The organism is Winogradskyella algicola, from assembly GCF_005869935.1.
Lineage (GTDB): Bacteria > Bacteroidota > Bacteroidia > Flavobacteriales > Flavobacteriaceae > Winogradskyella > Winogradskyella algicola.
The window spans coordinates 621,691-645,909 of record NZ_SZQF01000001.1; the positions used below are offsets into that span (position 1 = coordinate 621,691).

The 24,219-nt window shown below is 33.6% G+C and carries 25 protein-coding genes; 12 read left to right on the forward strand and 13 right to left on the reverse strand.

All coding sequences use genetic code 11. From position 1 onward, the window contains the following. The first annotated feature begins 60 nt into the window (after positions 1-60). Positions 61-1,629, forward strand: coding sequence for a SulP family inorganic anion transporter (locus FC091_RS02640; RefSeq protein ID WP_138432725.1), 1,569 nt, complete (start codon positions 61-63; stop codon positions 1,627-1,629). A 21-nt stretch (positions 1,630-1,650) separates the two neighbouring features. Beyond that, the gene (locus tag FC091_RS02645) at positions 1,651-2,280 is read left to right on the forward strand and encodes a carbonic anhydrase family protein (protein WP_138432726.1); all 630 of its coding nucleotides are present in this window, start codon (positions 1,651-1,653) and stop codon (positions 2,278-2,280) included. A gap of 49 nt (positions 2,281-2,329) precedes the next feature. Here the strand turns inward: FC091_RS02645 and FC091_RS02650 are convergent, their stop codons facing one another. After that, complete coding sequence (locus FC091_RS02650; RefSeq protein ID WP_138432727.1) at positions 2,330-2,848, reverse strand: CvpA family protein; 519 nt, start codon at positions 2,846-2,848, stop codon at positions 2,330-2,332. A 110-nt stretch (positions 2,849-2,958) separates the two neighbouring features. Here FC091_RS02650 and FC091_RS02655 point away from each other — a divergent pair, with 110 nt between their 5' ends. From FC091_RS02655 to FC091_RS02670, 4 genes are all read left to right on the forward strand, one after another. Further along, positions 2,959-3,315 carry a hypothetical protein gene (locus FC091_RS02655; RefSeq protein ID WP_138433070.1) on the forward strand — a complete coding sequence of 119 codons (357 nt, stop codon included), beginning with the start codon at positions 2,959-2,961 and terminating at the stop codon, positions 3,313-3,315. Between the two features lie 60 nt (positions 3,316-3,375). Continuing rightward, positions 3,376-3,777, forward strand: a complete 402-nt coding sequence (locus FC091_RS02660) for a lipocalin-like domain-containing protein (protein WP_138432728.1) — start codon at positions 3,376-3,378, stop codon at positions 3,775-3,777. A gap of 128 nt (positions 3,778-3,905) precedes the next feature. After that, positions 3,906-4,925, forward strand: a complete 1,020-nt coding sequence (pheS, locus tag FC091_RS02665; RefSeq protein ID WP_138432729.1) for a phenylalanine--tRNA ligase subunit alpha — start codon at positions 3,906-3,908, stop codon at positions 4,923-4,925. A 4-nt stretch (positions 4,926-4,929) separates the two neighbouring features. After that, a complete protein-coding gene (locus FC091_RS02670) occupies positions 4,930-5,325 on the forward strand; it encodes a hypothetical protein (protein ID WP_076621302.1) in 396 nt (131 codons plus the stop codon). 117 nt (positions 5,326-5,442) lie between these two features. On the opposite strand, the gene FC091_RS02675 is transcribed toward FC091_RS02670, so the two are convergent. Further along, positions 5,443-6,444, reverse strand: a complete 1,002-nt coding sequence (locus tag FC091_RS02675) for an NAD(P)H-dependent glycerol-3-phosphate dehydrogenase (protein WP_138432730.1) — start codon at positions 6,442-6,444, stop codon at positions 5,443-5,445. A 134-nt stretch (positions 6,445-6,578) separates the two neighbouring features. On the opposite strand from FC091_RS02675, the gene FC091_RS02680 reads away from it, so the two are divergent. Beyond that, the gene (locus FC091_RS02680) at positions 6,579-7,523 is read left to right on the forward strand and encodes a nicotinic acid mononucleotide adenyltransferase (RefSeq protein ID WP_138432731.1); all 945 of its coding nucleotides are present in this window, start codon (positions 6,579-6,581) and stop codon (positions 7,521-7,523) included. Between the two features lie 109 nt (positions 7,524-7,632). On the opposite strand, the gene FC091_RS02685 is transcribed toward FC091_RS02680, so the two are convergent. Genes FC091_RS02685 through FC091_RS02695 form a run of 3 tightly spaced genes read right to left on the reverse strand, consistent with a single transcriptional unit; the run spans position 7,633 to position 13,035 of the window. Next, positions 7,633-8,934: a TlpA family protein disulfide reductase gene (locus tag FC091_RS02685; RefSeq protein WP_138432732.1), complete on the reverse strand. Its 1,302-nt coding sequence runs from the start codon at positions 8,932-8,934 to the stop codon at positions 7,633-7,635. Between the two features lie 41 nt (positions 8,935-8,975). Next, the gene (gene mfd, locus FC091_RS02690) at positions 8,976-12,338 is read right to left on the reverse strand and encodes a transcription-repair coupling factor (RefSeq protein WP_138432733.1); all 3,363 of its coding nucleotides are present in this window, start codon (positions 12,336-12,338) and stop codon (positions 8,976-8,978) included. Positions 12,339-12,396: 58 nt separating this feature from the next. After that, entirely contained in the window at positions 12,397-13,035 is a 639-nt protein-coding gene (locus FC091_RS02695) for a transglutaminase-like domain-containing protein (RefSeq protein WP_138432734.1), read from the reverse strand. Between the two features lie 183 nt (positions 13,036-13,218). Between FC091_RS02695 and FC091_RS02700 the strand changes: the two genes are divergently transcribed. Continuing rightward, a complete protein-coding gene (locus FC091_RS02700; protein WP_138432735.1) occupies positions 13,219-13,650 on the forward strand; it encodes a tellurite resistance TerB family protein in 432 nt (143 codons plus the stop codon). A 68-nt stretch (positions 13,651-13,718) separates the two neighbouring features. Here the strand turns inward: FC091_RS02700 and fbp are convergent, their stop codons facing one another. Next, complete coding sequence (fbp, locus tag FC091_RS02705; RefSeq protein ID WP_138432736.1) at positions 13,719-14,726, reverse strand: class 1 fructose-bisphosphatase; 1,008 nt, start codon at positions 14,724-14,726, stop codon at positions 13,719-13,721. A gap of 166 nt (positions 14,727-14,892) precedes the next feature. Here fbp and FC091_RS02710 point away from each other — a divergent pair, with 166 nt between their 5' ends. From FC091_RS02710 to FC091_RS02725, 4 genes are read left to right on the forward strand one after another with little or no spacing between them, the layout of a single operon-like run. Next, positions 14,893-15,381: a GNAT family N-acetyltransferase gene (locus FC091_RS02710; protein ID WP_138432737.1), complete on the forward strand. Its 489-nt coding sequence runs from the start codon at positions 14,893-14,895 to the stop codon at positions 15,379-15,381. Beyond that, complete coding sequence (locus FC091_RS02715) at positions 15,368-16,618, forward strand: aspartate kinase (RefSeq protein ID WP_138432738.1); 1,251 nt, start codon at positions 15,368-15,370, stop codon at positions 16,616-16,618. The genes FC091_RS02710 and FC091_RS02715 overlap by 14 nt, the downstream gene beginning before the upstream one ends. A gap of 19 nt (positions 16,619-16,637) precedes the next feature. After that, positions 16,638-18,467: a GNAT family N-acyltransferase gene (locus tag FC091_RS02720; RefSeq protein ID WP_246035787.1), complete on the forward strand. Its 1,830-nt coding sequence runs from the start codon at positions 16,638-16,640 to the stop codon at positions 18,465-18,467. Beyond that, positions 18,457-19,470 (forward strand): carboxypeptidase-like regulatory domain-containing protein, encoded by a 1,014-nt coding sequence (locus FC091_RS02725; RefSeq protein ID WP_138432739.1) that lies wholly within the window; start codon positions 18,457-18,459, stop codon positions 19,468-19,470. Before FC091_RS02720 ends, FC091_RS02725 begins: the two co-directional genes overlap by 11 nt. A gap of 31 nt (positions 19,471-19,501) precedes the next feature. Here the strand turns inward: FC091_RS02725 and FC091_RS02730 are convergent, their stop codons facing one another. Genes FC091_RS02730 through mgtE form a run of 7 tightly spaced genes read right to left on the reverse strand, consistent with a single transcriptional unit; the run spans position 19,502 to position 24,175 of the window. Continuing rightward, positions 19,502-19,981: a YtxH domain-containing protein gene (locus FC091_RS02730; RefSeq protein WP_138432740.1), complete on the reverse strand. Its 480-nt coding sequence runs from the start codon at positions 19,979-19,981 to the stop codon at positions 19,502-19,504. Between the two features lie 46 nt (positions 19,982-20,027). Beyond that, positions 20,028-20,450 carry a hypothetical protein gene (locus FC091_RS02735; RefSeq protein ID WP_138432741.1) on the reverse strand — a complete coding sequence of 141 codons (423 nt, stop codon included), beginning with the start codon at positions 20,448-20,450 and terminating at the stop codon, positions 20,028-20,030. Positions 20,451-20,502: 52 nt separating this feature from the next. Further along, the gene (locus tag FC091_RS02740; RefSeq protein WP_138432742.1) at positions 20,503-20,889 is read right to left on the reverse strand and encodes a VOC family protein; all 387 of its coding nucleotides are present in this window, start codon (positions 20,887-20,889) and stop codon (positions 20,503-20,505) included. 42 nt (positions 20,890-20,931) lie between these two features. Further along, positions 20,932-21,390, reverse strand: coding sequence for a DUF1801 domain-containing protein (locus FC091_RS02745; RefSeq protein WP_138432743.1), 459 nt, complete (start codon positions 21,388-21,390; stop codon positions 20,932-20,934). 28 nt (positions 21,391-21,418) lie between these two features. After that, on the reverse strand, positions 21,419-22,357 hold the full coding sequence (locus tag FC091_RS02750; protein WP_138432744.1) for a 2-hydroxyacid dehydrogenase: 939 nt from the start codon (positions 22,355-22,357) through the stop codon (positions 21,419-21,421). A 54-nt stretch (positions 22,358-22,411) separates the two neighbouring features. Beyond that, a complete protein-coding gene (locus FC091_RS02755) occupies positions 22,412-22,777 on the reverse strand; it encodes a cupin domain-containing protein (RefSeq protein WP_138432745.1) in 366 nt (121 codons plus the stop codon). Between the two features lie 27 nt (positions 22,778-22,804). Beyond that, complete coding sequence (mgtE, locus tag FC091_RS02760) at positions 22,805-24,175, reverse strand: magnesium transporter (protein WP_171032440.1); 1,371 nt, start codon at positions 24,173-24,175, stop codon at positions 22,805-22,807. Positions 24,176-24,219 lie beyond the last annotated feature (44 nt).

Below are 24,219 nucleotides of genomic sequence, written 5' to 3' on the forward strand. Positions count from 1 at the left end.
GTTTCAAAATTTAATTTATAAAAGACTTAGAGGTTCCTCTAAGCATAAATAGTATTTATTATGTTCAAATATTTAAAAAATGATTTGCCAGCGAGTATTGTAGTGTTTTTTGTAGCATTACCCTTGTGTTTAGGAATTGCTGTAGCAAGTGATGCACCACCTTTTGCAGGATTAATTGCAGGTATTATTGGTGGTATAGTAGTAGGCTTAATATCAGGTTCTGAGGTTGGTGTTAGTGGTCCTGCTGCTGGCTTAGCAGCGATTGTACTGGCAGCCATTGCATCTTTAGGTTATGAAGCCTTTTTAGTAGCAGTAGTTTTAGGTGGTGTTATACAAATTATATTTGGAATCTTAAAATTAGGAATTATTGGATACTATTTTCCATCTTCTGTAATCAAAGGGATGTTAACAGGTATTGGTATTATTATCATCTTAAAACAAATTCCTCACTTTTTTGGAATTGATAAAGATCCTGAAGGAAACTTTGTTTTGTTTGGTGGTGGTAGTAATGTGTTTTCAGATATTATTAGTATACCTCAGAATCTTGGTTTGGGCTCAACAATTATTGCACTTGTAGCTATGGGAATACTAATCCTCTGGTCGCAAGTATTAACCAAGAAGCATAACATTTTTAAACTTATACAAGGACCTTTAGTAGCAGTTGTTGTCGGTGTTATTTTCTATATCATAGGTAAGGATTCTTCACTAAATATTGCTCAAAGTCATTTGGTTCAGGTTCCTGTACCAGATGGTATTGATAGTTTTTTAGGTCAATTTACATTACCAGATTTTAGTGTTATTGGTTCTACTGAAGTGTGGGTAACTGCATTTACCATTGCTCTGGTTGCAAGTTTAGAAACCCTATTGTGTGTCGAAGCTACTGATAAACTAGACCCTCAAAAGAGAGTGACACCAACTAATCGCGAATTATTGGCGCAAGGTTCTGGTAATATTCTTTCAGGCTTAATTGGTGGAATTCCAATTACACAAGTTATAGTCCGTAGCTCGGCAAATATCCAATCAGGAAACAAAACAAAAGCAAGTGCCATTATTCATGGGTTCTTTCTATTAATATCCGTGATAATTATACCTAATATTTTAAATATGATACCGTTATCGGTATTGGCAGCAATTTTATTTATTGTAGGTTTTAAACTTGCAAAACCAGCAACTTTTAAAGCTATGTGGAATTCTGGGTGGAAACAATTTGTACCCTTTATAGCAACAGTATTAATCATAGTCTTTAAAGATTTACTTTGGGGAATAGGTATTGGTTTAGCAATTGGTATTATGGTAACATTATGGCATAGTTATAAGAACTCACACTTTTTGCACAAAGAAGGTGAAAATATTGATGACGGTAAGATTAAAATGACTTTAGCTGAAGAGGTGACCTTTTTTAATAAAGCGGCAATTTTAAAAGAATTAGATCGTATACCAGAAAACTCTACCTTAGAATTAGATGTTAGTAAAACACGATTCTTAGATAATGATATTATTGAAATTCTTGAAGATTTTGCTTTTAAAGCTAAAGAACGAAACATAAATATTAAACTATTTTCCCAACGCGGAAATGTTGAGAATCCAGATAGTTTTATAGAGTTTTTTAAACTAGAAAAAATACAATAATTTGAAAATTAATAAGGAATAATGAAAAAAACAGCAATAACAAAAGATATACAGAGCGCACTAACTCCTAATGGTGTTCTACAAGATTTATTAGATGGAAATAACCGCTTTGTTAACGGAAAATTAGAAGGTGCAGATAATTCAGCACTAGTTCAGCAAACAACTGGAGGTCAATTTCCAAAAGCTGTTGTACTATCCTGTATAGATTCTCGTGTACCAGTAGAAACTGTTTTAGACCAAGCTATTGGTGATATTTTTGTAGCAAGAGTAGCTGGGAATTTTGAAAATACCGATATACTAGGAAGTTTAGAATATTCTTGTAACGTCGCAGGAAGTAAATTAATACTAGTCTTAGGTCATGAAAGTTGTGGCGCAGTAAAAGCCGCATGTGATGGTGTTGAGCTAGGTAACATAACAGCAATGTTAGAAAATATTATGCCAGCAGTTAGAAAATCTGCTGATGAGATTCAAGGTGAAGCAAATTCATCTAATAAAGAATTTGTAGCTAAGACTGTAGAAAATAATGTAAGACTGACAATGGATAGAATTCGCGAGAAGAGTCCAATTCTAAAAGAAATGGAAGAGAATGATGAGATTGCTATAGTTGGTGGCGTTTACAGCTTACATACTGGTAAAGTAGAAATGCTTTAAAAGGTAAAAATTTAAATAAGTAAAAAGTCATTCATTAGAATGGCTTTTTTTATGCCTCTTCTTCAGGTATAGCTTCCTGTTCAGCTTCGCTTTTTATGAGATTAGGGAAAATCATTGGAGCAAGAGATTTTACAGGCTTATACAAAACACTTTCTTCTAAATCTTCTTTTTCCATAAAAGGTAGTGTGTTGTTTAGTTTATTAAAAACAATGAGTAAGACACTAAGGATGAGACCTATTTTAAGCGCACCAAACACACCTCCAAGTAGTTTGTTTAGAAGACCCAAAGCCGCAAAATCAGCTAGTTTTGTTAAGGCTTTTCCAGCCAAACTTATAGCCAGTACTATAATTACAAACGTTATTGCAAATGCAACAATATTTATGGTTTTTTCGTTCCAGTCTACTTTAGATTCAAGTAGATCTGAAGCAAAATAGCTAAAGTGAATAGCGCCATATACTCCAAGCACCAGAGCAACTAGCGACGCTATTTCAACAAAGAGTCCTTTAAAAAGACCTCTTATGAATCCAAATAGTAATAGAGCAGCTAAAACAATGTCAATAAAACTCATAAATAAAGCGATTTTGGTAAAAGTACATGATTTTTACCGTTTTAAAATAATAACGATTATTGAGAGCTTTTAGTTTATTAACTTTGAAGCCACAATTTGTAAAGCGATTTATGGCAAGAGACGAACAGTTAAAAGAACGATGGAATTTAGTAGTAGAAAAGCTATCTAAACAGTTTGCAGATGGTGATACGCTAGATTTAGATTCTATAATTTACCTCATTGGTGTACAAGAGCTTGGGCAAATACATCGTGAATACAAAAAAGATCATAAGCTAGATTTAATGCATATAGCCATATGTAAACTTTTGGAACCCTATGGGTTTTATGAGTTTGATTATGTAGATGACGATGGTTGGCCACATTACAAAGTAAAAGAACAGTTACCATTTTTAAAAGCTGGTGAGCAAAGTGTGTTGATGAAAGAGGCCATTGTCAACTATTTTGTTGAAATGGAGTATATCGATTGATAATCGTAGGAAAATACCAAAAAAGCTTTATTTTGCATTCCTAATCTTAAATCAATTATCATGAAAAAATTACTAATTCTTTTTAGCGTTTTTGCTTTAACATTCACATCTTGTAGCAGCGATGATGATGGTGGTTCTCAGGATCCTTTCGTTGGAAATTGGAGATATTTTACGTCTTATGAAGATGGTGTTGAATTTCCTCTAGATGACTGCGAGAATCAAGACACTATAAATGTATCTTCTAATGGTACATTTACAACAACATTGCACGATGATTTTGGTAGTGGTTGCGAGGTGGATGAAGTTTTAAATGGTACTTGGGATAATCTTGGGGAAGGAATTTATTCTTCAACTATCGATGGGGAAACTTTTGTACAAGAAGTGTCATTTGAAGGTAACAAGATGTACTTTGATGAAGTTGATGGTGGTGTTACTTACAGAGACGTTTTCATTAAAATGTAAGTAAATTCCAAATAGTCTTATAAAAACTCCTTATGTTTAGTAAGGAGTTTTTTGTTTTATTCCATAAATTTGCCACTTGCTTTAAAATATACTGAAAATAAAATCAGTACAAAAAATTCAGCATAGAGATGATAGATAAGTTAAAAGAGCTGATAGCAGAGGCGGAAGCGTTTTCTGCACAGTCAAAAGAAGAAGTAGAAGCATTCCGAATTAAATATTTGGGGTCCAAAGGGTTGCTTAAGCAATATTTTGCTGAATTCAAAAACGTGGCAAACGAGCAAAAGAAAGAGTTTGGTCAGACTATAAATCAGCTGAAAAAAACAGCTGAAGATAAAGTCAATACTCTTAAGGAATCTCTAGAAAGCCAAGAAGAAGATAAAGGTCTTTATGGTGATTTGTCGCGTCCTGGTGAGCCAATTGCTTTAGGTGCTCGTCATCCAATATCTATCGTTAAGAATCAAATTATTGATATTTTTTCACGTATTGGTTTCAATGTTAGTGAAGGTCCAGAAATCGAAGATGATTGGCACAATTTTACAGCCTTAAATTTACCAGAATATCACCCAGCACGCGATATGCAGGATACGTTTTTTATTCAGACAGATCCTGATATCTTATTAAGAACACATACAAGTTCTGTGCAGGTACGTTATATGGAAAACAATAAACCACCTATCAGAACTATTTCACCTGGCCGCGTATATCGTAATGAAGCTATTTCGGCACGTTCGCATTGTTTCTTTCATCAAGTAGAAGGCTTATATATAGACAAGGATGTGAGTTTTGCCGATTTAAAACAAACATTGCAATACTTTACAACAGAGATGTTTGGGAAATCTAAAATTCGTTTACGACCTTCTTATTTTCCGTTTACTGAGCCAAGTGCTGAGGTTGACGTGTATTGGGGACTTGAGACCGAAACAGATTATAAAATTACCAAAGGAACAGGTTGGTTAGAAATTATGGGTTGTGGTATGGTAGATCCTAATGTTTTGGAAAACTGCGGGATTGATTCTAAAGCATATTCTGGATTTGCTTTCGGAATGGGTATCGATAGAATAGCCATGCTATTGAATCAAATCAGTGATATCAGATTGTTAAGTGAAAATGATGTGCGCTTTTTAGAACAGTTTAAATCTGCTTTATAAGATTTTGAAAAAAGACATTAATATTCCAGAAGTTAAGGATGTACACGTTGCTGTTGTGCAAGAAGAACATTTAGAGTACAAAACGTTAGACTGGAATGCCTACATTATAAATAATAGCGATAAAGATTTAGAAACTGTACTTATTGTTTCTCAAGGAAAATCTGAAACTAAAATGACACCTCCTATGCGTCATACACTCGCAAAATTACCTGCGCGTAGTTATGCCAAAATTGAGTTTATGCAAGAGAAGGTTTTAGAATTGAATAATTCGTTTAAAGTCACCTTTTTTGAAGGTAACCAAATGTTTGATAAAACCTATGTGTTTAGAAAAAACACTATAAACGAAAAAGCACTTCAAACTATTCCTTTAATGCAGCTGAAAGGTGTTTTAGTGAAATAAATTCCTGCGAAAGCAGGAATCTCTTAATTAAATTCTAGAATTTTTGTCATTCCGCAAATGAGGCGGAATCTATTTTATGTGAGATCCTGAATCAAGTTCAGGATGACAACACGATTTTCAATCCAGCTTCTCAGTTAGTTTCTGAAAAACCTTTTTAGGGTTCTTGTTTTCGTAAAGTATTTCGTAAACCGCATTAATAATAGGTAAGCGCGTCTTCTTTTTGTTCTTTTTGTTGAGTTCAAAAGCACTTTTGGTAGCGTAATAGCCTTCAGCAACCATATTCATTTCCATTTGTGCAGATTTTACGGTATATCCCTTACCAATCATATTACCAAACATCCTATTTCTAGAAAATACAGAATAACCAGTAACCAACAAATCACCCAAATAAGCAGAATTATTGATGTTACGTTTCATCTTGTGCATTTTCTTAATAAAACGTTTCATTTCACGAATAGAGTTACTCATTAACACACTTTGGAAGTTATCACCATAACCAAGTCCGTGCGCAATACCAGCAGCAATAGCGTAAATATTCTTCAGCATAACAGCATATTCTACACCAATAATATCGTCACTAGTTTTGGTTTTTATATAGTCACTAGATAAGTTTTTGGCAATGGCCTTGGCTTTAATGGCATCTGCGCAAGAAATGGTAAGGTAAGATAAGCGCTCTAGGGCAACTTCTTCGGCATGACATGGGCCTGCGATAACCGCAATATTTTCAAACGGAATATTATAAATGTCATGAAAATGCTCACCAACCAACAATCCAGATTCTGGAATGATACCTTTTACAGCGGAAACAATAATTTTACTACTAATATTAGAAGTGAGTTTTTCTAATTCAGAATGCATAAAAGCTGAGGGAATCACAAAAATCAATACATCTGCCCATTCAGCCATTTCATTTATATCATTGCTAAGTTTTAATTGCTCTGTATGAAACTCTACTGAGCTTAAGTAGCTTGGATTATGTTGTTCTTTTAATATGTGTTCTTTGGTGTAAACGCTACGCATGTACCAACCTACTTCATCTAAGTTTTCGCAAAGCATTTTTACAATGGCTGTTGCCCAACTTCCTGCTCCAAATACAGCATATTTTTTAGATTCACTCATAGAATATATGTCGATTTTTGTATTTCAAAAATACATAAAATATAACTGTTTTAAGGCTGTAACAAGTGGCTTCATTTTGAATTTGGCATAGGTTTTGAAATTATAACGATAGTAACCCTAAAAACCGTTGAATTATGAAGACATTGAAAATACTTTTCGGATTTGCACTTAGTGCTACGCTTCTTACGTCTTGTTACACGGAAGAGTTACATATTAATGATAATGGACCTGCAATTTCTTTAGATCAATTATTGCATTCCTATGATCTGTGGTATGTAGATATTAATGCAACACAAGGCTATGGTGAAACCCCTTTTTTACAAATAGCTTTTACCTTAACTTTTGATAATGGTCGCCTTTTTGCCAATAATAATTTGGTTGGCATTGGTAGCCAAGGCAACGGTTTTGGTGTGCAAATAGGAAATTATGATGCCTATAATATGATATTAGACGTAAACCATGTGATTGATGGATTTGATAGTTTTGATGTTTACCAAATAGATCATAATACCATAGAGCTTTACAATCCATTTAATGATACATCTTACTTTTTAGATGGTTATCAGAGATCTACTTTTGATTATGACTTTGTGTTCTATGATAACATTCATTATTTCTTACAAGAGTACGAAGCTTGGGAGAAAGTTTACACAAGCAATTTTGGAGCTATAAACGAGTTTGATAACGAAAGCTATCTACAGTTTTTATCTGGTGGAAACGACTCTACATTTAGAAGTTCTCAGGATGTAAATATTAACAATCCAGACAACATATATTGGGATTATACTGGTGTTTATGGTGTAGGAAATGTTACAGGTAATATGTACCTAAAAACTTTAACGTTAGATTATGATTTCTTCAACAATGAATTCTTTGAATTGAGCGTTATTAATGACGGAACTATAGAGTTATTTCACCCAAATTCTGGAACAGTATATGAGTTTGAAGGTAGAGGATATATTGCATACTATAGAAGTTCTGATGCGCAAGGTAACATTACAAAGAAAGAAGAAATGCCTAAAAAGCGTAAACAAAAAACACCTAAGGTTGATAACCTTAGAGAAAATACAAGAAGCTAAATTTTGGTTGGTTATTTAGTTTCAAAACGCTCAGTCGATACTTGTTGGCTGAGCGTTTTCTTTATTTTGAACTCGAGCAATTCTGAAAATTTTAGTTTTTAATTATAATTTACAATTCTTTCAAAACCACCTCTAAATCCTCAAAAGAATAAGGTTTAGACATGATAATCTTGTCATTGCTTAATAAGAAATACATTGGAGTAGCTGCAATTCCATAGGTTTTTACAATTGGGTTGTCCCATTTGCCCAATCCTATATTATGAATAAAATTCGGATACTTTTTTATTTCTTGCGTCCATTTAGATGGCTCTTCTTCCAAACCAAATGCAACCACTTTTAAGTTGCTTTTATCAGCTGTTAATTCTTTGACTTTTGGAAGTTCATTAAGGCAATGCCCACAGCCACTACTCCAAAACACAAGTAAATAGTATTCAGATCCTTTAAGATCATGAAGGCTTGTCGTAGTTTCAGAAGAAACGATTTCAAAATTTGGAGCTTTAGTACCAATAGACGTGTTCTTGTAAGAACTTATTGTTTCTGCTAATACTTTATTACCTGTTTGATTGGCTAAATCTAATAAATGCTTATCGGTGATATAATTAGCAACGTTATGATTTTCTTGCGATACAAAGCGTTGCCATATTATTTCTAATAGATACGTTTTTATATTCAAATCTTTGCTATCTATGGCACTAGCAACATCGTCTACTAAAGTTTTGTAAGTGTCGTTTGTAGGGTTTTCTACCATGTTAAATACATAAGACACCACACGATCTATCAAAAATGTAGAGCTTTGTAACATATAGTTGCTGAAGTCTATTTGACTGAAATAGTTGTTTTTTACATTTTTAGAATAGGTGTTAAAATCTTCATATTCAGCAGGAATATAAGGTCTATTAGCCATAATAAAGGCAGAAACTAACTTACCTTGCGATGAGTTTTCGTAATTGGTTTGTGTTTCTTTTAAAACATTAAAAACCGACTTAAAACCATCTTTGTCCTTGCCATCTTTTTCGTAATAATTGGCAATGGTTTGATTTACCATATCCATACTTTTTAGGTACGATGCCCAAAGTTTATTTTCTTCTGACTCTGTAAATTCTACACCGTTTTCTTGGCTGAAATTAAAAGCCACAGTTTCTTTGCCATCATAGATAAAATCAAAGTTATTTTCTTCTGGTGGAATTGCATAAACGATTTTATAAATGCCTGGCGCAGCACTAGAATCTATTTTAATTTCAAATTGTCCCTCGTCATTTAATTCGCCATGACTTATATAATTGGCTCCTTCTGGAGTAGCCTCATATAAGAATGCATGTGTAAAATCTTCGGATGGTGAAAATGTACCTTTAACGCTTTGTCCAAAAGCTAAAAGAGGAAGAATTAATAGAATCGTAGCTAGTTTTTTCATAATTAGATTTAAAATTTTGTTGCAAAAAACAACTCCAATAATTAAGCCATAATGGGTTGCAATGCATGTAATGCAGAAGAAACCGTGTTTATCTTCTCAAAAGTAATTAATAATCTTAAACCATTTCTGGTTTGCTTTTCTTTCATTTTGCATTTTGAGGCATTCATTTGTACAAACTGTAAAACTCTGCTAAAGTCATTACTTTGGTAAAATTTACTTTGCTGATCTTGAATAAAGTAACCGATAAGTTTTCCTTTTTTCATGATGACTTTTTCAAGTCCCATCTTTGTAGCAATCCATTTTAAGCGAACGCTATCAAACAAATCTTGAACTTGCGTTGGCAATTCACCAAAACGGTCTATAATTTCAGATTCAAATTTCTGTAATTCTTCTTCTGTTTTTATCTCGTTGAGCTTCGTGTACAGATTTAAGCGTTCTGTGATACTGTTAACGTAGTCGTCTGGGAATAGTAACTCAAAATCGGTGTCTATGGTAATATCCTTAACGTATTGTTTTGGTTTGCCGTCATCTTTGTATAAATCCGCAAATTCAGATTCTTTAAGCTCTTCAATGGCTTCATTTAATATTTTTTGGTACGTATCAAACCCAATATCATTGATAAAACCACTTTGCTCACCACCAAGTAAATCTCCTGCACCACGTATTTCTAAATCCTTCATGGCAATATTAAAGCCGCTACCTAGTTCAGTAAATTGTTCCAAAGCCTGAATACGTTTACGTGCATCTGCAGTCATTGCAGAATAATCTGGTGTTATGAAATAGCAGAACGCTTTTTTATTACTACGGCCAACACGTCCACGCATTTGGTGCAAGTCACTCAGTCCAAAATTATTAGCATTGTTTATAAAAATCGTATTGGCATTAGGGACATCTAGACCACTTTCTACAATGGTTGTACTTACTAAAACATCAAATTCGCCATTCATAAAAGCCAGCATTAATTGTTCTAGCTTTTTACCATCTAACTGACCATGACCGATGGCAATTTTAGCATCTGGTACCAAACGTTGAATCATACCAGCTACTTCCTTAATATTCTCTATACGATTATGAATAAAAAACACTTGTCCACCTCGCTGAATCTCATAACTTATAGCATCTCTTATGGTTTCTTCATTAAAACGAATAACATGACTTTCTATAGGATAGCGGTTTGGAGGTGGAGTTGTAATAACCGATAGATCTCTTGCAGCCATTAAACTAAACTGCAATGTACGCGGAATAGGTGTTGCAGTAAGTGTGAGTACATCAACATTTTCTTTAATAGTCTTTAACTTTTCCTTTACTGCAACACCAAACTTTTGCTCTTCGTCCACGATGAGCAGTCCTAAATCCTTAAATTTTACAGTTTTATTAGCGAGTTGATGCGTACCAATAATGATATCTAAACCACCTTTTTCTAGATTTTCTAAAGTTTCTCGTTTTTCCTTAGCTGTTCTAAAACGGTTCACATAATCTACCGTTACAGGAAAATCTTTTAAACGTTCTTTAAATGTTCTGTAATGTTGATAAGCTAATATAGTTGTAGGTACTAAAACCGCAACTTGTTTACCATTATCTACCGCTTTAAAAGCAGCTCTTATGGCAACTTCAGTTTTACCAAAACCAACATCGCCACAAACTAAACGATCCATTGGTCGTTCGCTTTCCATGTCTGCTTTTATATCTGCAGTAGATGACACTTGGTCTGGAGTATCTTCATAAATAAATGAAGCTTCTAACTCCAACTGCATGTGACTGTCTGGTGCATACTGAAAGCCCTTCTTTAACTTACGTTTGGCGTAAAGTTTAATGAGGTTAAAGGCTATTTCCTTAACACGAGATTTAGTTTTTTGCTTAAGATTTTTCCAGGCTTTACTTCCTAGTTTATAAACCTTAGGTGGTTTACCGTCTTTACCATTAAACTTGGTGATTTTATGTAAAGAATGGATGCTTAAATACAGTACATCACGCTCTCCATAAACCAATTTTATTGCCTCTTGCTTTTTGCCTTCTACATCTATTTTTTGAAGTCCACCAAATCTTCCAATGCCGTGGTCTATGTGCGTAACATAATCTCCAACCTCTAAATTAGTGAGCTCTTTAAGCGTAATGGCTTGCTTTTTGGCGTAACCGTTTTTTAGATGGAATTTATGATAACGATCAAAAATCTGATGGTCTGTGTAAACCGCAATTTTATTGTCGAGATCTATAAAACCTTGATAAAGCGATAATACGACTGTTTTATAATGAATTTCTTCTTGTTCGGCATCATCAAAAATATCATGAAAACGTTTGGCCTGCTGCTCACTTACACATGCTATATAACTGGTAATACCGTTAGCATGATTTTCATTTAAGTCTTCAATTAATAGATTAAACTGTTTGTTAAATGATGGTTGCGGCTTGGTGTTGAAAACGATATTCTCTTTGCTAAAGAAAGATGAAGTACCAAACTCAACCAAGATATACTCTAAAAATTGTCGTTTGAGTAATTCTGAATTACAGAATAATTCTTCGGGTGAGGCATGTTTTACTTCGGTCGATAGGTTTTTGAAAGTGTCTTCTGCCTTTTCAAAAAACTCATCAATTTTTGAAAAAATAAATGATGGGTTTTTAGCAAATAAAACCGTCTTGTTAGAAATATATTTTAAAAAGCTTTCTCGCTGCTCTGCAATCTGCTTGTTAGCGACATTTGGAATGATGCTTACTTTTTTAATGCGCTCTGTAGAAAGTTGCGTTTCTACATCAAAGGTTCTAATACTATCAACTTCATCACCAAAAAACTCAATGCGGTAAGGTTCGTCATGCGAAAATGAAAAGACATCAATAATACCTCCTCTTACAGAAAACTCGCCTGGTTCTGTAACAAAATCTACACGTTTAAATTTGTATTCAAAAAGAACTTCGTTTACAAAATCGATACTCAATTCATTACCTACAGCAATCTTTAAAGTGTTTTTTTCTAATTCTTTTTTGGTTACTACTTTTTCAAAAAGCGCATCAGGATAGGTAACAATAATACATGGCTTTTTGCGAGAATTGATGCGGTTAAGCACTTCTGCTCTTAAAAGTACGTTGGCATTGTTGGTTTCCTCAATTTGGTATGGTCTTCTATAACTGCCAGGATAGAATAAAACATCTTTGTCATTGATAAGCTGTTCTAAATCGTTGAGGTAATAGGCAGCTTCTTCTTTATCATCGAAGATGAGTAAAAACGGTTTTTCAGTAGACTTAAAAACCTCTGAAATAACAATTGACAAAGAAGATCCTACGAGACCTTTTAGGTTGATTTTAGGAGCAGTCTTGCTCTGAGCACAGTCGAAGGGTTGGGCAATAGAATTCTGCAGATTTTGCAGTTGCAAAGTCTGTGAAAAGGTTTGCGAGATAAGGGTTTTGCTCACTAGACGCTTTATTTTTTAGTGAGGTGCAAATATAAGGATGTTTTAACTAAAAAAATGTTTAAAATTTGATGTCTGTTGCGTTCAAGTAAGTGTTGTAAAGCTCAGGATAATTGTCTTTAAAAATAGATTTAATATAGTCTAGAGGTACATCTTCAAAGTGACCGTAATCTTCTAAGTAGGTCATAAATTTTTTACTGTCTTTATTGTATTCTTGTAATACAGAATCTTCGGTACCATCAAAATTTAGTACATCTACATTATACATTGCACAAAGTTCTTTGTTAAATGCAGGTGAGCATTTTTTCCATTTTCCATCAAGAAATACATCAACCAAACCATGTGGTGCAAGCTCGTTAGTGCCTAGTTTAGCTTCTAAGCGTTCTGTGGCAATATGGTTAGAAACTTTTGCCAATCGCAATCGTGCCGGAATATTTACGGCACGTAGTCCTGCTACAAGTAAAATTGCTTTATCTATGCAATGCGCTTGTTGTTTTTTTGCAATATTACTGGCTTTATAATGCTCTTCAGTTAGCCCTATTTCAAAAGGGCTATAACGCCATTCATCCCTAACTTTAAGATATAGATTTTTTATTTTTTTCTGATCTGAAGTTAAGAGGCGAGCATCTTCAATTAAGTTTTGAATTTGAGGGCTTTTATAATCGAAGTAATACGTTTCTTTTAGATATTTGGTATTCATAATAAGATGAGAATCTATGAATAACAAACTTATTATTTTAAATCTAAAACAAATAAAAGAGATGAAATTTTATGAAAGTATGTAATGATAATATTCACTGAATAGCAATTGAAAAATCTTTAGGTTTTCATTTTATTACCTTAAGGTTTAGTATATATTTGCAGGCATATAAAAATACAGATTATGTCAATTTCAGATTTATTTGATAGTGGTTTTAAAAAGCGAAATGAGGATCATTTTGCTGCTATTGTAAGAGTAGCTATGAGTGATGGTGTTATTAACGACGCAGAAAAAGAGTTTTTAGACCGACTTGCTATTCGTTTAGAAATTAGTGAAATAGATTATAAAACTATACTTAAAGATTATCTAAGACATCCAATAAACCCTCCTACATCTTATGACAGACGTTTAGAACGTTTATATGATTTGGCACGCATGGTATGGGCTGATCACATAGAAGGACCAAACCAAGTAAGTTTATTAGAGAAACTTTGTATAGGATTAGGTTTCAATCCAGATAACGTAAAATATATTGCTGATAAAGCTCTAACATTGGTACATTATGAGGTAGACTTAGACGAGTTTACAGAAAAGATGAAGAAAATGAATCAATAAGTTAGATTCAACAAAAAAATACAAGCGAACAACACTTCGACTGCGCTCAGTGACCATGTTCGCTTTTTTTATTCTGCTTTTTGCATAAATTCTTCTGCTTTTTCAACCATATTTCTACTACCACAAATAAAAGGTACACGTTGGTGTAATTCTGTAGGTTGTATATCTAAAATTCTATTGAAACCGTCACTCGCTTTTCCGTTAGCTTGTTCTGCTAAAAAAGCCATGGGATTACATTCGTATAGCAATCTTAACTTTCCGTCACTGGCCTTAGAGCTTTTAGGATACATATATATACCACCTTTTATCATATTTCGATGAAAGTCTGAAACCAATGACCCTATGTAACGACTTGTGTAAGGTCTGTCGCCTTCTTCCATCTGGCAATATTTTATATAATCTTTTATACCCTTTGGAAAATGAATGTAGTTTCCTTCGTTAACAGAATAGATTCTTCCATCTTCTGGGAATTGCATATTTGGATGCGATAAGTAATAAGAACCTATTGCTGGGTTTAAGGTAAAACCATTAACACCATGTCCTGTAGTGTATACCAACATTGTAGAAGTACCATAAATAATATATCCTGCAGCTACTTGCTGATTGCCTTTTTGAAGAAAATCCTCCATTTGAACAGGCGTACCGACAGGCGTAACTCTTCTGTAAACCGAAAAAATTGTACCAACAGATACGTTAACATCTATGTTTGACGAACCGTCCAAAGGATCAATTAAAACTACATACTTATTCTGGTGGTTTTCGTCTTGACTATTAATGGATATAAAATCGTCCTCTTCTTCACTAGCAATACCACAAACAATATTTCTATTGGTCATGGTTTGTATAAATTTCTCATTAGCATAAACGTCTAATTTCTGTTGGTCTTCACCTTGTATATTGGTGTCGCCAGCTGCACCAATAATATCTACTAAACCAGCTTTGTTAACTTCGTGATTTACTACTTTAGCAGCTAATCTAATAGAATTAATAAGTCGAGAAAGTTCACCAGATGTGTATTTAAAGGAGGCTTGATTTTCAATAATAAACTCACCAAGAGTTTGATTGCGTTGAGACATGAAGCGATATATTGGTTAATTGCAACAAATATCGCATTTTTTAATAAACTAAAACGTTTTCGTAGATTAAACTCGTTAAGAAATTGATAAAGTGTATTTTTTTAGAAATAAGCATGAAATTAAAGAATGAATTTTAAACTATATTTGAGTTCACTATTTTAGAAAAATGAACCAACCAAGACTCGCCAGAAAAACCGATATGCCAAGAGTACTAGAACTCATTAACGAATTGGCTGTATTTGAGAAAGAACCTGATGCTGTCGAGGTAACCCTAGAACTATTAGAGTCAGATGGATTTGGAAACAATCCGAAGTTTACCTGTTTTGTTATAGAAGTAGATAATAGGATAGAAGGTATGGCTTTGGTATACAAAAGATACTCCACATGGAAGGGAGAAGTATTACACTTAGAGGATTTAATTGTGAGCCAATCCCAAAGAGGAAAAAATTTAGGAACCCGACTATTAGATAAAGTTGTTGAATACGGTAAATCTTTAGGAGTAAAGCGCATTAGTTGGGAGGTTTTGGACTGGAATGAGCCAGCAATAAATTTCTATGAAAAGAAAGGAGCAAATGTAATGCGAGATTGGGACGTTGTTCAATTAGATGAAAAAGGAATAGAAAACTATTTAAAAAATTGTGATGCGCGTTTATAAATTTGGTGGAGCTTCGGTAAAAGATGCTGAAGGAGTAAAAAACCTTGCTTCAGTTTTAAAGGAAACTGTTTATGAAAACACATTAGTGGTTGTTTCTGCTATGGGGAAAACAACTAATGCCATGGAAGTCGTTATTAAAAATTACTTCGAAAATAAAAGTGAACTACAAAGCTCTATCCACGATGTTATAAAATATCATAATGAAATTCTGTTAGATTTATTTGACAATGAACGTCATGAAGTATTTACAGCGGTAAAAGCACTTTTTGATGAGTTAAATCTATTTTTAAAAAGCAATAAATCGCCAGATTACAATTATGTATATGACCAAACTATTGGTTTTGGTGAGTTAATATCTACCACAATAATCAGCCATTACCTAAATGAGATAGGCTTAAAAAACAAATGGCTAGATGTAAGAGCGTATATTAAAACAGATAACTATTACAGACGTGCCAATGTAAACTGGGATGAAACACAACAATACATTTCTTCAAATTTTGATAAATCAGTACTTAATATTACACAAGGTTTTTTAGGCAGCGACTCTAATAATTTTACAACAACTTTAGGACGTGAAGGAAGTGATTATACTGCAGCCATTTTTGCCTATTGCCTTAATGCTAATAGTGTTACCATCTGGAAAGATGTTCCTGGAGTTTTAAATGCAGATCCACGTTATTTTGAAAATGCGCAGTTACTCAATCAAATTTCTTATAGAGAAGCTATTGAGTTGGCATTCTATGGTGCATCAGTAATTCATCCAAAGACCTTACAGCCTTTACAACAAAAGGAAATTCCGCTGTATGTAAAATCGTTTTTAAACCCAAAAGTAGAAGGCACTTGTGTAAGTAAAGGAAAAGCCATTGAGCCAGAAATACCTTGCTTTATAGTTAAGAAAAATCAGATTTTAATTTCATTATCATCTTTAGACTTTTCTTATATCGTTGAAGAAAATATTAGTGAGATTTTCAGTTTGCTACACCTTTATAAGATGAAAGTAGATGTCATTCAAAACTCAGCGATAAGTTTTTCAGTCTGCATAGATAATATTTACAATAATCGTGATAAATTGTTACAGCATTTAAAGGCAAAATTTAATGTAACATGTTACGATGATGTTAGTCTTTATACTATTAGGCATTACAACGAGGAAGCCATTAAAGCGCTTGAAAAAGATAAAACTGTGTTATTGAAACAATTAACGCGAGAAACCGTTCAAATCGTAACTAAATAACATTTACTACATTTGTTTTATGAGGAAATCATCTGATATGGGATTAGTAACCGCAAAAGAAGTTGCAAAAGCTATTAATGCAGATAAGTATGGTTTTCTGGGTACATTCTTTGGATGGATACTTATGAAGGTACTTAAAATATCTACCATAAATAGGATATACAAGCGAAACAAGCACCTATCTGAATTGGATTTTTTAAATGCATTGTTAGATGATTTTCAAATTAAGTTTGAAATTCCAGAAGAAGATCTAAAGCGTCTCCCTAAAGACGGAGCTTACATTACGATTTCTAATCATCCTTTAGGAGGTATAGATGGCATTTTACTTTTAAAGTTAATGATAGAACAGCGTAGCGATTTTAAAATCATTGCCAATTTTTTACTACACCGAATAGAACCATTAAAGCCTTACATTATGCCAGTTAACCCTTTTGAAGATAGAAAGGATGCAAAAAGTAGCATAACAGGTTTTAAAAATGCAATAATGCATTTACAAAACGGACACCCATTAGGTGTCTTTCCTGCAGGTGAAGTTTCTACTTATAGAGATGGTAAGTTAGTAGTTGATAAGCCTTGGGAAGAAGCCGCAATGAAACTCATAAAAAAGGCTGAAGTACCAGTTGTTCCAATTTATTTTCATGCTAAGAACAGTAGATTGTTTTACAGGCTTTCAAAAATTAGTGATACGTTAAGAACGGCTAAGTTGCCTTCAGAATTATTGACGCAAAAACGAAGAACTATTAATGTTAGAATAGGAAAGCCAATTTCAGTTAATGATCAAAAAGAACACGAAACACTTAATGATTTCTCGGATTTTTTAAGACGAAAAACCTATATGTTGTCTAAAACTTTTGAGGATAAACCTAAGATTTTAGATAACATTAAATCTACCGTAAAAGTACCAAAACCGCCAAAACGTATTATAACTCCAATTGATACAGAACTTATGGTTGCTGAGGTGGAAAACCTTAGAGATAAAGATTGCAGATTGTTGGCGAGTAAAAATTATGAAGTGTTTTTAGCCTCTGCTAATGACATGCCTAATATTTTAAGCGAGCTTGGTAGGCTAAGAGAAATTACTTTTAGAGAAGTTGGTGAAGGTACAAACGAAGCCACAGACCTAGATAAGTTTGACACGTATTATCACCATATGTTTTTGTGGGATAATGATAAAAATATAGTTGCTGGTGCCTACAGAATGGGATTGGGCTCTCAGATTTTTGAACGCTTCGGCATTGATGGATTCTACCTGCAGGATTTATTTCGTTTTGAACCAGAGCTGTATAAAATGATGAGTCAATCTATAGAAATGGGTCGTGCTTTTATCATAAAAGAATACCAACAAAAACCAATGCCTTTATTCTTGCTTTGGAAAGGTATCGTACACACCACATTGCGTTTCCCAGAGCATAAATATTTAATAGGTGGTGTAAGTATTAGTAATCAATTTTCAAACTTTTCTAAGAGTTTGATGATTGAGTTTATGAAATCGCATTACTACGACCCTTACGTAGCTCAATATGTACACCCTAAAAAAGAATTTAAAGTAAAGCTTAAAGATGCTGATAAAGAGTTTGTTTTTGATGAGGCTGAAGCCGATTTAAATAAACTCGATAAGCTAATTGATGAAGTAGAGCCAGGAGCATTACGTCTACCAGTATTACTAAAAAAATACATTAAGCAAAATGCTAAGATTGTAGCTTTTAATGTAGATCCATTGTTTAATAATGCTGTTGATGGATTAATGTATATTAAGATTGCCGATTTACCAGAAAGTACAGTAAGACCTGTTATGGAAGAATTTCAAGCTGAGCTAGAACGTAAATTCATGGATAATCATGATAAGTAGAGTTCTATTTTTTCTGTTATTCCCAATTATTTGTTTATCCCAAACATTAACAGGTACTATTTTAGATGCTTCCACCAATAAACCTTTAGAAACCGTTGCCGTTTATTTTGACAACACTACTATTGGTACTACCACTGATGTTGAAGGACAATTTTCTATAAGTTATTCTGATGCTATACAATCTCCATTGGTAATTTCTTATTTAGGTTACGAAAAGGAGGTTGTTTCAGATTATAGAACCAAAAAGAATATTTTAATAAAACTGAAGCCTACAGATGTAAGTCTAGATGAAGTTTTTATAGACTTTGATGATGGTTTAACCAGAAAACAAAAACTTAAATTATTTAGAAAAGAGTTTTTAGGGGTGTCAAAGTATGGTAAATCTTGTGAGATTTTAAATGAGAATGACATCGTGCTACGTTACGATAAAAAGAGAAAAACTTTGTATGCAAGTGCAACAGTTCCCATTATCATAAAAAATAAAGCTTTGCAATACCAGATATCTTTTGATATGATAGATTTTGAAGCCCAATACCGTTATGCTAACCTAAAACACCAAGAATTTGCTTTAGATAGAGTTGCTTATGCTGGTACATCATTTTATAAAGATCTAGAAAAAGCTAATAAGAAGAGCACAAAGCGAACCCGTAAGAAAGTTTTTAAGGGTTCTGTACAGCACTTTATGCGTGCATTATTCCATAAAAAATTGAGAGAAGAAGGTTACGAGATTTATTTTAAAGGTTTTAAAGTAGAAGCCTATAAATATTTTAAGGTACAAGCAAAAGATAATACAGGCCTTAAAGAGATTTCGCTTAAGCAAAAAGTATCGATTCTATACGACGGAAAAGAGCAAAGTGATATTGATGTGTATGTAGATAGTTTTTTGTTGGATGCTTATGGTAATTATTCAGCTATAAAAGGCGTTTATTTTAATGGAGCTATGGGAAGCCAGCGAATGGGTGATACCTTGCCTTTAGACTATGATTTAAACACAAAAAAATAAACCCAGAATGTTTAGTTCTGGGTTAGATTTTTTAAAGACCTTTAAACCAATCTTGAAATTGGTCACCTAATAAAAAGACAGGTTTTTTTTCTCCACTTAATGAACCTATTAAGCTCATAATCCACATGGCAAATGGTAATATCCAAGCAAAAAAGTTAATAATTGGTATAAGACCAAGTACTAAAGCAAGAAGCATAATACCTAAGACTTGCCTTATATAAAAGGACCCAAGCTCGGTTTTGTTGCTACCGTTCATTATAATAGCAATAATCCAGCCTATAAGAGTAATATGTGCAATAATTGCTACATTTTTACCGTCACTTAAAACCTCTTTAGCTTCATTTGTAAACTCAGAGGCTTTTTCTTTAGCTTCATTGGCAAATTCTTTTGCATCGTCTGCAAATTCACTGGTCTTCTGACTTATCTTTTCACCAGCTTTTTTTGCACTGTCTTTAGCATCGCCAATCATGTCGTTAAGCTCGTCTCCTAAATCTTTATTTTCTTCTGACATAGTGTTTTATGTTTTGGTTAGATTATAAAGTTAGTGAAAAATGTGTTTACTTTTTTCCAAATAGTTTGCTAAAAAATCCTTTAGTTTTTTCTTTAGCCTCATTAAAAGATTCTTTAGCATCTTCTGCCAAGTCTTCTAATTTTTCTTCGGCCTCATCAGCAAATTCACTTAATTTCTCTCCAGCTTCTTCTGTAAACTCAGAGACCTTCTCTTTAGCATTGCTATAAATTTCTTTGGCATCTTCATTAATAAAATCTGTAGCCTTGTCTTTAGCTTTACTAAGCATTTCTTTAGCGTCATCTGCAAATTCTCCCGCTTTTTCCTTAGCAGAATCTAAAGCTTCAGAAGCGCTTTCCTTTAAGTCTTTTACTTTTTTAGAAGTAGAATCTGTGGTTTCATTAACGGTTTCTTTAGCCTGTTCTACAGCATCCTTTGCTTTGTCTTCTGAGTTTTTGTTTTCTTCAGTCATTGTCAATGATTTTAGTAATTATATGTTGAAGAATGTGTAAAATTGTTACAGATTATTTAAATGCTTGGTCTACTGGCTCCCAAAGTTCTATTTTGTTGCCATCATTATCTAGAATCCAGCCAAATTTTCCATAGTCGTATTCTTCCATTTCGCCTACTATTGTGACACCTTCTTCTTTTAAAGTTACTAATAGTTCTTTTAAATTTTCGACTCTATAATTAAACATAAAGTCTTTTTTAGAGGGCTCATAATATTTTGTATCCTCAGCAAAAGGACTCCATTGTGTAGAACAATCGTTACCATCTTGGTCTTTCCACCAAAACGTACAACCATAGGTGTCAGTATCAAAACCTAAGTGTTTTTTATACCAATCTCTTGAGGCTTGCGGATCTTTTGTTTTGAAAAATAATCCACCAATTCCTGTTACTCGTTTTTTCATGTTCATTTACTGCGTAAGCAGAACTCTTTTTAAGTTATACTTTTATTTTTTCTTTAAGGCTGATTCATAAATATCTATCCATTCTTCACTACTCATCTTTTTGGTAAGTTCACCAATGAGCTCAAAAGGTATCTCATCCATTTTTTTAAACCGAATACAACTTTTACCCATATCCAGTTTGCGTTTACAATGCTTAGGATATTCACTAACAAACCAACTAAGTAATTCTTTTTTTGCATAAATGCCCATGTGGTATAAGTTTATAGAGTTTTTTTGTGAAGCAAAACTCATAAATGGCAAAGGTGTTTTAGGATCACAATGGTAACCATCTGGATAAACCGAGTGCGGTACATAGTAGCCAATCATTTTGTATTGCATACCCTCTTCAAAACCTTTAGGTAAATTATCCCTTATAACCTTACGAAGTTTTTTGAGTGTGTCTTGTCGTTCTTCTGGTACCTGACTTATATAATCTTCTGGTGATGTTGCGTCGTATTGCATAATTTGATGGATTTGGTAATCCTCTAAATTAGCAAAATTTCGCTTTAATTTTATCTATGATGGTCTGTGCAAGTTTAATATTGCTCTCAACAGTCCAGCCAGCTACGTGAGGTGTTAGAAGTACATTTTCTGCATTAATAAGATATTCAAAGGCTGCTGGCATTTTGCTAGACGTAAAGAGGTTTTCAAAAGACGACTTTTCGTATTCTAAAACATCTAATCCAGCACCTAGGATTTTTCCAATTTTTAGAGCGTTAACTAAATCTGCTGTTACAACACTTTTACCACGAGCGGTATTGATGAGCCAGAACGGCTTTTTAAATTTATTGATGAATTCTGAATTTACCATGTTTATCGTTAATTCAGTTTGTGGTGTATGTAGGCTTAATACATCTGCTTTTTCCTGAAGATCGCTAAGCGATATTTGGACAGCATTCTCATCACCAACATTGGGTTTAATATCATAACAAAGTACTTCTACATCAAAACCTCTAAGCTTTTTTGCAAAGGCTTTACCCATGTTACCATAGCCAATTAAGCCAACTGTTTTACCATCGAGCTCTATGCCTCTATTGGCTTCTCTTAGCCATTTGCCTTGCCTTACTTCATTATCTGCTTTATTCAATTTATTAAATAGCGATAAGAGCATTCCCAAAGTATGCTCGCCAACAGCATTTCTATTGCCTTCAGGTGCAGAAATTAAATACACGCCTTTTTTTTCAGCATAATCACAGTCAATATTTTCTAAACCAGCACCAACACGACCTATGAATTTAAGATTTGTAGCTGCATTTAAAAATTGTTGGTCAATGGTAAACCGACTTCTTATAATAATGCCGTCATAGGCTTCAATTTTAGCTTCAATTTCTGATTTTGATGACGTATAATCTTCGTGATTGGTAAACCCTAAATCATTCAGCTGATTTAAAAGTAGAGGATGGTTTTTGTCTAAATGGAGAATCTTCATAGTTGGCATTCTGAACTAGTTTCAGAATCTTTTTTTAGTGTAGAGATGTAAAACTTATATTTTCGGATAATACGTTTGCGTCTTTTCGTGTTTTATGGTTCCTGTATGGGCCGTACTTAGTTTTTCAAAAAGCAACACATGCACCTCTTCATCATTTTTCGTATAAGGATTATGTTCTACTCCTTTTGGTACAACAATTAATTCGCCTTCTTTAATGACTTCAGTGCGATCTCTAAATTGCATATACAGTGTCCCTTTAATAACTTGAAATAATTCGTCTTCATCTTCATGACTATGCCAAACAAACTCGCCTTTTAATTTAGCCAGAATCACTTGCATGTCGTCAACTACAGCTATCTGATGTGGATGCCAGTTTTTATTGAATTTTGAAAATTTTTCTTTGATGTTTATTGCTTTCATGTAGTAAAGTTACGAAAGCAGTTATAATTAGATACCCAAAATCAATTTGGCAATCCAGAAATATATCAGGATTCCAAAAATATCGTTGCTAGTGGTAATAAATGGTCCTGTTGCAATAGCAGGATCTATACCTCGTTTATCTAGAAACAGAGGGACGAATGTTCCAATCAATCCGGCAACAATTATTACAGCAATTAAAGATACTGAGATAGCTAAAGCTGTATTAAATTCTCCTTTAGTAATCCAGACAAAAATAAAAAGAAACAAAGCTAAAATAGTTCCGTTTAGTGCTGCAAGCAGCATTTCTTTTATTAAGCGTTTGTTGACGCTTCCTTTTACATCGTCATTGGCAAGACCTTGTACAATGATTGCGCTAGATTGTACGCCAACATTGCCAGCCATTGCCGCAATAAGTGGTGTGAAAAAGAACAAAACAGCATACTTACTAAAGGCTTCTTGAAATCCTTCCATTATTAAAAAAGCGCCAACACCACCAACTAAACCTAAAAAAAGCCAAGGTAAACGTGCTCTGGTGAGTTCAAAAATACTGTCATCAGAATCTACATCTTGGGTAATACCTGCTGCTAATTGGTAATCTTTATCTGCTTCTTCTTTTAAGACATCAACGATATCGTCAATGGTAATTCTACCTAAAAGTGTTTGGTTGTCATCAACTACAGGAATGGCTTCCAAATCGTATTTTGCCATGACTCTTGCCACATCTTCAGCATCGTCTTTTACGTTTACATAATCTACATTATCCTTTGCGATATCTGCAATCTTTTGGTCACTCTTTGCAACAATTAAATCTTTGAGTGATAAGCGACCAATTAACTTTTCTTCTTTATTAACAACATAAATAGAATGTACACGAGTAACTTCCTTGGCTTGTCCTCTGATGCGACGTAAGCAACCAGCAACGGTCCAGGTTTCATAAACTTTTACAAGTTCTTTAGCCATTAATCCACCAGCTGTATCGTCATCGTAGGTTAGAAGTTCTTTAATCTCTGCCTTATGGGCTTCGTCTTCAATTTGAGAGATTACAGCTTCTTGTCGTTCTTCAGGAAGTTCTGAAATAATATCTGCGGCATCATCGGTATCTAACTCTTCAATTTCTTCGGCGATTTCTTTAGCCGATAGATTTTTTAAAACTTTCTCACGATTGTCCTCATCAAGTTCCATTAAAACATCAGAGGTGGTTTCTGAATCCAGAAGTTTTATAACATAAAGCGCATCATCGAGATCTAGCTCATCAAGAATTTCTGCAATATCAGCGTAGTGAAACTCATTTAAAAGCGATTTGAGTTCCTTGTCGTTTTTGTCTTCGACGAGTACTTCTACTTTTTCAATAAGCTCATCTGTGAGTTGAAATTGTATGTTATCTTGAGTTTCTTCCACTTGTTTTTTATGTTTCTCGATACAATTTCAAAAATTGTATTTTG